Origin of the sequence: Microcystis sp. M165S2, from assembly GCF_020245885.1 — a bacterium.
In the GTDB taxonomy this organism is placed as follows: Bacteria; Cyanobacteriota; Cyanobacteriia; order Cyanobacteriales; family Microcystaceae; genus Microcystis.
In genome coordinates this window covers 1-7,239 of sequence record NZ_JADBTZ010000397.1, presented here as the reverse complement: position 1 = coordinate 7,239, position 7,239 = coordinate 1, and the positions used below count along the sequence as shown (strand labels likewise).

The 7,239-nt window shown below is 43.9% G+C and carries 7 protein-coding genes and 3 pseudogenes; 1 reads left to right on the top strand and 9 read right to left on the bottom strand.

What is annotated here, in order from left to right; translation table 11 throughout:
- Window positions 1-186 precede the first annotated feature (186 nt).
- Window positions 187-408 carry a hypothetical protein gene (locus IM479_RS19620; protein WP_287687418.1) on the top strand — a complete coding sequence of 74 codons (222 nt, stop codon included), beginning with the start codon at window positions 187-189 and terminating at the stop codon, window positions 406-408.
- Between the two features lie 180 nt (window positions 409-588).
- On the opposite strand, the gene IM479_RS19615 is transcribed toward IM479_RS19620, so the two are convergent.
- The 9 genes and pseudogenes from IM479_RS19615 to IM479_RS19575 form a co-directional block, all read right to left on the bottom strand.
- A complete protein-coding gene (locus IM479_RS19615) occupies window positions 589-2,448 on the bottom strand; it encodes a GTPase family protein (RefSeq protein ID WP_287687419.1) in 1,860 nt (619 codons plus the stop codon).
- Window positions 2,449-2,508: 60 nt separating this feature from the next.
- Window positions 2,509-3,384 (bottom strand): 3'(2'),5'-bisphosphate nucleotidase CysQ family protein, encoded by an 876-nt coding sequence (locus IM479_RS19610; protein WP_287687421.1) that lies wholly within the window; start codon window positions 3,382-3,384, stop codon window positions 2,509-2,511.
- Between the two features lie 91 nt (window positions 3,385-3,475).
- Entirely contained in the window at window positions 3,476-4,318 is an 843-nt protein-coding gene (locus IM479_RS19605) for a ChaN family lipoprotein (protein ID WP_287687422.1), read from the bottom strand.
- A 98-nt stretch (window positions 4,319-4,416) separates the two neighbouring features.
- Complete coding sequence (cpcD/petH, locus tag IM479_RS19600; protein ID WP_287687424.1) at window positions 4,417-5,616, bottom strand: bifunctional rod-capping linker CpcD/ferredoxin--NADP reductase PetH; 1,200 nt, start codon at window positions 5,614-5,616, stop codon at window positions 4,417-4,419.
- Window positions 5,617-5,904: 288 nt separating this feature from the next.
- Window positions 5,905-6,129: a rod-capping linker protein CpcD gene (cpcD, locus tag IM479_RS19595; RefSeq protein ID WP_158201012.1), complete on the bottom strand. Its 225-nt coding sequence runs from the start codon at window positions 6,127-6,129 to the stop codon at window positions 5,905-5,907.
- Window positions 6,130-6,216: 87 nt separating this feature from the next.
- Window positions 6,217-6,356: pseudogene (locus IM479_RS19590) on the bottom strand (dual-specificity RNA methyltransferase RlmN); the annotation flags it as partial.
- A gap of 88 nt (window positions 6,357-6,444) precedes the next feature.
- Window positions 6,445-6,681: a hypothetical protein gene (locus IM479_RS19585; protein ID WP_287687426.1), complete on the bottom strand. Its 237-nt coding sequence runs from the start codon at window positions 6,679-6,681 to the stop codon at window positions 6,445-6,447.
- A 111-nt stretch (window positions 6,682-6,792) separates the two neighbouring features.
- Window positions 6,793-6,960 (bottom strand): annotated as a pseudogene (locus IM479_RS19580) (RNA-guided endonuclease TnpB family protein); the annotation flags it as partial.
- 143 nt (window positions 6,961-7,103) lie between these two features.
- Window positions 7,104-7,239 (bottom strand): annotated as a pseudogene (locus IM479_RS19575) (zinc ribbon domain-containing protein); the annotation flags it as partial.

Sequence of the window (7,239 nt, the reverse complement as noted above, 5' to 3'; positions counted from 1 at the left end):
CTTCTGCTCTTTCTTCTTCTTTAAGAGCTTTTTGTAAGTTTTTCTTTTCTTCTAAATCTAGGAAATCTTTAGCTGGCATAAGTAGAATTTTTCTCAAGTTACTATTTCTATTTTAGGTGGTTTAAGTGCGTTTTAGCTTACCAACAAGGAAAATTAGTGAGGAGTGACCCTTTCTGTGCAGGAGTAATGAAAGTCAGTCAAGGAATAATGTTTGCTAAAATTCTTTGGAATAGTGATTATGTTAATATTGTTAATATGAATGTTAATGAAATTTCAGCTAACGCTACTATTGACAATCGAAGAGCGGTTCATTCACTTATCGGTAAAGAATCCTGTTTTACTTTTTTGGATGATAGAAGTCGTATTTGTATAGAGTTTAGAGAGGATTTTAATCCTTTTGCTCATTAATAAGTTAGATGACAAAAAAATCAAAGATAAGCAGGATAAATGTCTAAGCTTAGAAAATCAACACAAGCTGAGATTAAAAAATAGCTGCAGTAATTTTTGGTAAGTTCTAGACCTTTTAAACAGGATTTAGTATTATTATATAACGAGGTAGGTGATTATTTTATCGTCTCTAGTTTGTTATTAATTCCCTTCTAAATACCCCTGATAACTTGACCGGAACTGTTCGATCGATAAGTCCTTTGTCCAATATTCTACCAGAGCATGACCCCAAGCCCAAGCTTCCTTGTCGGCAGTGCTAGAATTCTCTAATAGTGTTGGCCAAAGTGCCAATAAATCAAAACTTTTATTCTCTGGATTCAAGAGAGAAAAAAGCTCATAGGCCATCTGTAATTTACCGATCGCTACCGGTAATTGTTCCACAGGAATTTGTTCGGCTAAAAGATAGGCTAAAGTCGGTCTTCCCGTGGCTAAAGTAGAGATAAAACCTAGAATAGGACTTTTTAATAGGGCCGTTAAACCTTGCCCCGTGGCCATCTGTAAAGTATAGCGATCGATTATTTTAGCCGCTGCCAGAGTTCGAGTTTCTAAATCCGCTAAAAAACGGGCTAAACGCAACTGTTTTGCGGGTGAAATTGCCCCCAGCAAAGCGATTGATAACTCCTCATCCCCCCAAGCTTCTCTATCCGGCTGTTGACTGACCATCGGCAAAATGCGATCGCAGAGTTCCTCGAATAATTCCGCCCGATACTGCAAGCATTCGCGGATATTGACTTCTTTGGGACTTTCTCCCGTCAGCCAATTATAGGGGGGTTGCCACTCTCGCAGCGGACGCAGGCGATCGACTTGAGAAACACACACTATAACTGGTAAATTGTCAATAGTTTGTTGCAAATCTTTAAGAAAAGCCTCATCCATAGCCAGGGCGGGATCGAGGGCGGGGGTGACAAGAATCAATAAATCGGCGTTTTCGGCATAATTGAGAACTTTTTGCCGATAATCAGCCCGATTTGCCTGTTCGTAGCCCGGGGTATCCCAGAGGATTAACTCGTCTCCTTCTGGGGTTTGCCAATGGTAGGATTGGATTGCGTCGGTACTAGGCAATAGATCCACTTGGGCCAAATCGGCCCGAAAGAGAGTATTGATTAAACTGCTTTTGCCGGCCCCGGTGCGTCCAACCAGCAGAATATTAACTGGTTGGCGATCGATTTCCGTGATCGGTTCAGCTTGGGCGAGAATTTCTTTGAGAGTAGTAGTGGCGATTTTCGTCTTGGTGGGGAGAGTGGGGGCGAGATTACTGCCACTGTAGAGTAACACCGCTTGGCGAGAGAGGTTTCTCAGGGCATTTTCCCGCAAAACTTGCCCTAAATTGACTAATAATTGCTGATCCGCTCGATCGCTGTACTTTTGACTAGCCACTTTAGCCACAGCCGCGGCGGGATTGATTAGCCATTGCGCCCAATTCCAGACCTGCCAAAGTTTCCGGGCTGAGGGTTGCAATTTTTGATAAACTTCGTAGGCTTGATAGGCTTGACCGATGGTGATTTGATTCAGGGCCGGGGAAAGATTCTGCATCCAGCGATCGCTATCATCCACAGTTCCCCGAATTAAACCGTAGGCCTGGGGAATGTAAATATTTAATAAGGGGTACTTGACATCGGGGTAATAGATCTGAGCGATGGCATTGACCAAATCCTGACAGCGTTGCCAAAAAGTCGCCCAATCTTCCCACACCGGGCGATCATTGCGGGCCTCGGCGATAATTCTCTCGATAATTTCCTCGACATTTCCCCCAGAATCACCGTCAGGAGGGGTTAATTCTGCCTTAACTTCGCCAATGGTGGCTTCAATTTCCCCGACTACTGGGCGCGTCCATCTGACCAACAGGAAGCGCCAAGCAACAAAAATCAGGGTAAAAACTGCCCAAATCCAATTTAAACCCCATTGATTGATCTGAAAGCCGGCGGCCACGATCAGAAAAATCACCACGGCGGCGATCGGAACTGCTAAAATCAACCCTTGCCAAGTTTTTAACCGTAACATTGCTCGATCTGGTTTTTTTCCATTCTACCGATCTCCGATTCTGGGTTAGGGGGGCAGAAATTAGACAGTGGCATCAATTTGGGCGAGGATTGCCGTGGACAACTGACAAAGTTGTTGATGACAAGGACCATTACTAGCCATGATCCCCCCCCATTGCCGCACATCGCTGCGATTATAGCGCACGGGTTGACCATCAAAATAGGAAAATTTGCCGCCTGCTTCCGTTAAAATCAACTCCGGTGCGGCAAAATCCCAGTCTTTAGCCGCCGATTTCCCCGATAGGGAGATATAAACATCGGATTTTTGTTCGAGGATCGTGGCAATTTTACAGCCCACACTACCCACATAATTTTTACCAAAGAAAGGTATTTGACTTAATAAATTATCAAAACGTTGGTCGCGATGGGTACGACTAACCACCAGATAGAGGTCGGTAATTTTATCTTTATTGGCAACTTTTACCTGTGTAATATTGCCGTCGCTAGTTTCTAGAAAAGTACCTTTTCCTTTTTGGGCAAAATAGAGTTTTTCTTGATCTGGTAGGGCAACCACGGCGATTATCGGTCTTCCTTGATAACATAAGGCGATATGTAGGGCATATTCTCCCGTTTTGTCGATAAAATCCCGGGTTCCGTCCAAAGGATCGATAATCCATACCCAATCTTTCGGGATAGCTTCATTGCCCTGATGGGTTTCCTCGCTCAGATAACCAAAGTCGATATCAGAGAAATTTGTTTGTAATTCCCCTAAAATATAGTTATTTGCCGCTAAATCCGCCGCCGTCACTGGTCCGCCTTTTTTTTCCTCGTTGATGGCTAAATCCTGTTCACCCCGGTGGTAGGATTGGAGAATTTTAGCACCACCCCAACCCACGGCACGAGTCACAGCTAAAATGCGATCGAGCGTTTTGGTATCTTGACAGGTTAAATTAAGCATAAATAGCCTCAGTTTTTCAGACCTATTATCCACTAAATTAAAAGACTGGCTTCTTAGCTTATCATCCCTTGTTTCCTAGCTCCTGATTGGCCTAATTTTGCTCTTGCCAAAAATAATCGGCGGGTTTTTTGGTTTCTTCTGGTGATGATTGAGGAGCGTCTCCCAAGAAAACCGAGCGCTGGATGACGCGATCGCCTAATCTTCTTTGGACTCGACTGGGAATACCGTAACCGTAGGCAATATGACCTTTTCCTGCTAGGACGATGATCTGATAGTTGGGATGAGCTTGCCAGAATTTAGCGATCGCATCGGCCATGGTTTCATCCCAGAGGACCTGTGCCAAAAAAAAGCGATCGAATCCCTGACTTTTGCCCCCTGTGTGTTGCTGATAAACGGCTAAGATCTGTTGACGATACTCCTCGTTATCCTGGTTTATTTCGCTTTTAGGGGGGATGTAGGTCATTTCTGAGGTGGAGAGGCTTTCTAAGCCCTCCTGTGCCACTTTTCTAGTGATTTCCGTGGGTGTATTTAGGGCGATCGCTGGTAGTTGTTTCGCCTTGGCCAAGCGCAGGATCGGGGCGTAAAATTCCCAATCAAATCCCCAACGTTGGTCGTATTCACTTTTTTCTCTCAACTGATTTTCGCTAATTTGGCCCGCTAAATACTGATCCAAATAGATTTGGTAAGGACGTTGAAACATCTCAAAAGCGATCGCTATTTGGGGATTATTGGCCTGTAAATACTTGATAATAGCTAATTGGGCCTGATGATCGCCTTGACTATCGTGCCTTTCTGCCAGATAAATAATCTCGGCTGTTTTTAAATCTGCAAGAATTTGTTTTTGGCTATTAGTAAAACTCCAGGCCCGGGGCAGCAAAATAAACAGTAAGCAGAGGGCAAGGAAAACAGGAAAAAAGCGTCGAGAGAATTTCATCTTTTTAAAGGCCTTTTAAAAAACTGATCTTAACCGAAGCCAAGACAAAAAGGGTGGGCAATGCCCACCCGAAAAAATTTTCCGAGAACCTTTTTGGTTTAGTAGGTTTCTACGTGCCAGCGATGTTCTTTTTTCAGTTGTTTCTGATAGACAGACCAATCAGCGCCATTTTTGGCGGCGGCACCGGTGATAGCATCGTCGATACCATCTTCCATCCCTTTCAGTCCGCACATATAAGCGTGGGTTTTGGGACTTTGGAGTAGATTCCAAATTTCGTCAGCGTGTTCGGCTACCCGGTGTTGAATATACATTCTACCTCCCTGGGGATTTTGCTGTTCCCGGCTGATGGCATAGGTGAGACGGAAGTTATCGGGGAATTCCGCCGCTATTTTCTCTAATTCTTCTTGGTAGAGAATATTGGCCGTTTTGGGAACTCCGAAAATCAACCAAGCTAGACCTTTGAATTTATAATCTTCGTGTTGTTCCTTGAACATCCGCCAGAGGAAAGCTCGGAAGGGAGCGATTCCGGTCCCGGTGGCCATCATAATGATAGTGGCATCTTCGTCATCTGGTAGCAGCATTTCCTTACCCACGGGACCGGTAATAGCCACATCAGCACCCACCTCTATATGACAAAGATGGGTGGAACAAACTCCATAAACGGTTTCCTTGGTTTCTGGGTGTTGGTATTCTAACTGACGCACGCAGAGGGATACGGTTTTATCGTCTAATTTATCACCATGACGGGTGGAGGCGATCGAATAGAGTCTCAATTTATGAGGTTTGCCATTAGCATCGCTACCCGGGGGGATAATACCGATACTTTGCCCTTCTAAATAGCGTAAATCGCCCCCAGAAAGGTCAAAGGTGACGTGTTGTACGATACCGATACCTCCCTCATCAACGAGAGCATAATTCTCGATACATTTGCCGATAAAGGGTTGGTTCGGACGGTAGATGTTGACTGGGATATCTGTTTTTTCTTTCGCTTGAGTCATGGCCTTTTTCTTGGTCTGTTCAGGGACGGGCGATGATTGAGCGATTGACTGTGGTGTGGAGGCACTAGAAACAGTTGCTACGGGGGCAATCCCATTTAAGGGTTTGATGCTGACGATACGACCACCTAAACGGGTAATCCGACGCATTTCTTGATTCATGCGACTGTAGGGAACCGTGAAAAACACGCTTCCACTCTGACGGATTGAATAATCCAAGCTGTCAGTATTGTCGTTTTGATTGAGACCCGCCACTTCGTAAACAAATAAACGGCTTCCCGCTAGTGTACTCGGACTGTACATTAAATATAACTCCCAACTCAAGTCACGATAATCGTTCCATAGTTTAGCCTACCATCGGTACACTACACCTAGGCCTAATTGAGAGTTATCTTAAAAAAACCACAGACATCGCTTTTATCTTTTCCTTAAGGATAGGTCAACTCTCTGGTTAAAAACTGTTACACTTGTAGCATTTTTACTTTTTATTAAGATTTATGCTACTTTTCCCTATTTATGCTACAAATCCCCCTAGTTCGCCTGATGAGGACAAGAGCGGGGGAGAGATATTACCGATAATTATTTTTTCAACTACTGGGCTGCAGCTGCGTTTAAGGGTTTAATGCTGACGATGCGAGCGCCTAAACGGGTAATCCGACGCATTTCTTGATTCATGCGGCTATAGGGAACGGTTAAAAAGACACTGCCACTCTTACGGATAGAATAATCTAGGTTATCAGTCTTGTCATTTTGACTCAAACCGACGACTTCATAGACAAAAAGGCGATTTTCTTTGGCACTAGAGAGACTTTGCATCTAAATGGCTCCTACTTGATGTTATAGTTCTCTAGTTTAGCCTAGCAGCGAGACTAGCAATCTAGTTAATGGCCGATTGACGGTTGTTTATTTTACCATGACGCTCGATCGCAATTGTCCACAGGCCGCATCGGCCGCTAAACCTCTTTTTCCTGTTCTAAAATAGTTTTAAAAGCTCTGATTCTTTTTTCATCAGGCCGTTGATAATCCACCTCTTGAATAGGATTAAGTGATCGCTGTTAATTGTTTGAAGATAAGCCTGCTGATAAGTCGCAACGCTACCACCTTGATCTAGTGTAGTCGATTGATGTTGTCCTACTTATCATCCCCGATGATTTCTCGCAGGTCTGGATGAAAGTGAATGTGGGTAATATACACTCCTTTAGGGGTCTGTAAGGTGACAAATTCTACAAACAAAGAATCTTGTTCGTGCTGAAGTTTCAGGAAAAAACGTCTTAAAAACTTATTCTGGGGATAGATAAGTTCTTGCAGAAAAGTAGATTGTTTACAAGGTCCACTAGCTTGAGTGTATTGTTTGAGAATTTTTTTCATTTGTAAACGGGATTCCTCCCAGATATGGACATCCCTTCTAGCTTGTTCGGCCGATTCAAAAAAATCCTCTTGACATCCTCACCGCCGTAAACGGACGGTGATTCCCAAACCTCACGATTTAGGTTTCTGCTTCTTTCCCGTGCGGGGTTTCGCACCTGCCTTAACAGAGTAAATCTGTTCTGGTCTTATGGTCGCTCTACAGACTGACACCGCAAGTCCTGCGGCCAAAATATTTTTACTGGCGTTAATATCTCGGTCATGGTGTGTCCCACAGTCTGGGGCTCTTCTCGACTTTGTGTGATAATTTTTGCTTATGGAATCGTGAAATGCTTATCGAGCAAGACTTTTTTTTAGGGCTATTTTGAGGATATTCTATCAGTATAGACCTCGTTTTCACACAGAAACCAGAAGAGCCAGTCTGGACAGTCCCACTCTCGAATATTTAACGGCATTTTCTCAGCAATATACCCGCAATTACTACACCTTTTAGAGCTAGGAAACCATCTATCTATTTCGATGTAATTTCTCCCATACCAACGGCATTTATAGGCTAATTGT

What these genes read in the sequence shown, in the direction of transcription:
- IM479_RS19620 (WP_287687418.1), top strand. Translation starts at nt 187, where the DNA reads ATGAAAGTCAGTCAAGGAATAATGTTTGCTAAAATTCTTTGGAATAGT.
- IM479_RS19615 (WP_287687419.1), bottom strand. Translation starts at nt 2,448, where the DNA reads ATGTTACGGTTAAAAACTTGGCAAGGGTTGATTTTAGCAGTTCCGATC.
- IM479_RS19610 (WP_287687421.1), bottom strand. Translation starts at nt 3,384, where the DNA reads ATGCTTAATTTAACCTGTCAAGATACCAAAACGCTCGATCGCATTTTA.
- IM479_RS19605 (WP_287687422.1), bottom strand. Translation starts at nt 4,318, where the DNA reads ATGAAATTCTCTCGACGCTTTTTTCCTGTTTTCCTTGCCCTCTGCTTA.
- cpcD/petH (WP_287687424.1), bottom strand. Translation starts at nt 5,616, where the DNA reads ATGTACAGTCCGAGTACACTAGCGGGAAGCCGTTTATTTGTTTACGAA.
- cpcD (WP_158201012.1), bottom strand. Translation starts at nt 6,129, where the DNA reads ATGCAAAGTCTCTCTAGTGCCAAAGAAAATCGCCTTTTTGTCTATGAA.
- IM479_RS19585 (WP_287687426.1), bottom strand. Translation starts at nt 6,681, where the DNA reads ATGAAAAAAATTCTCAAACAATACACTCAAGCTAGTGGACCTTGTAAA.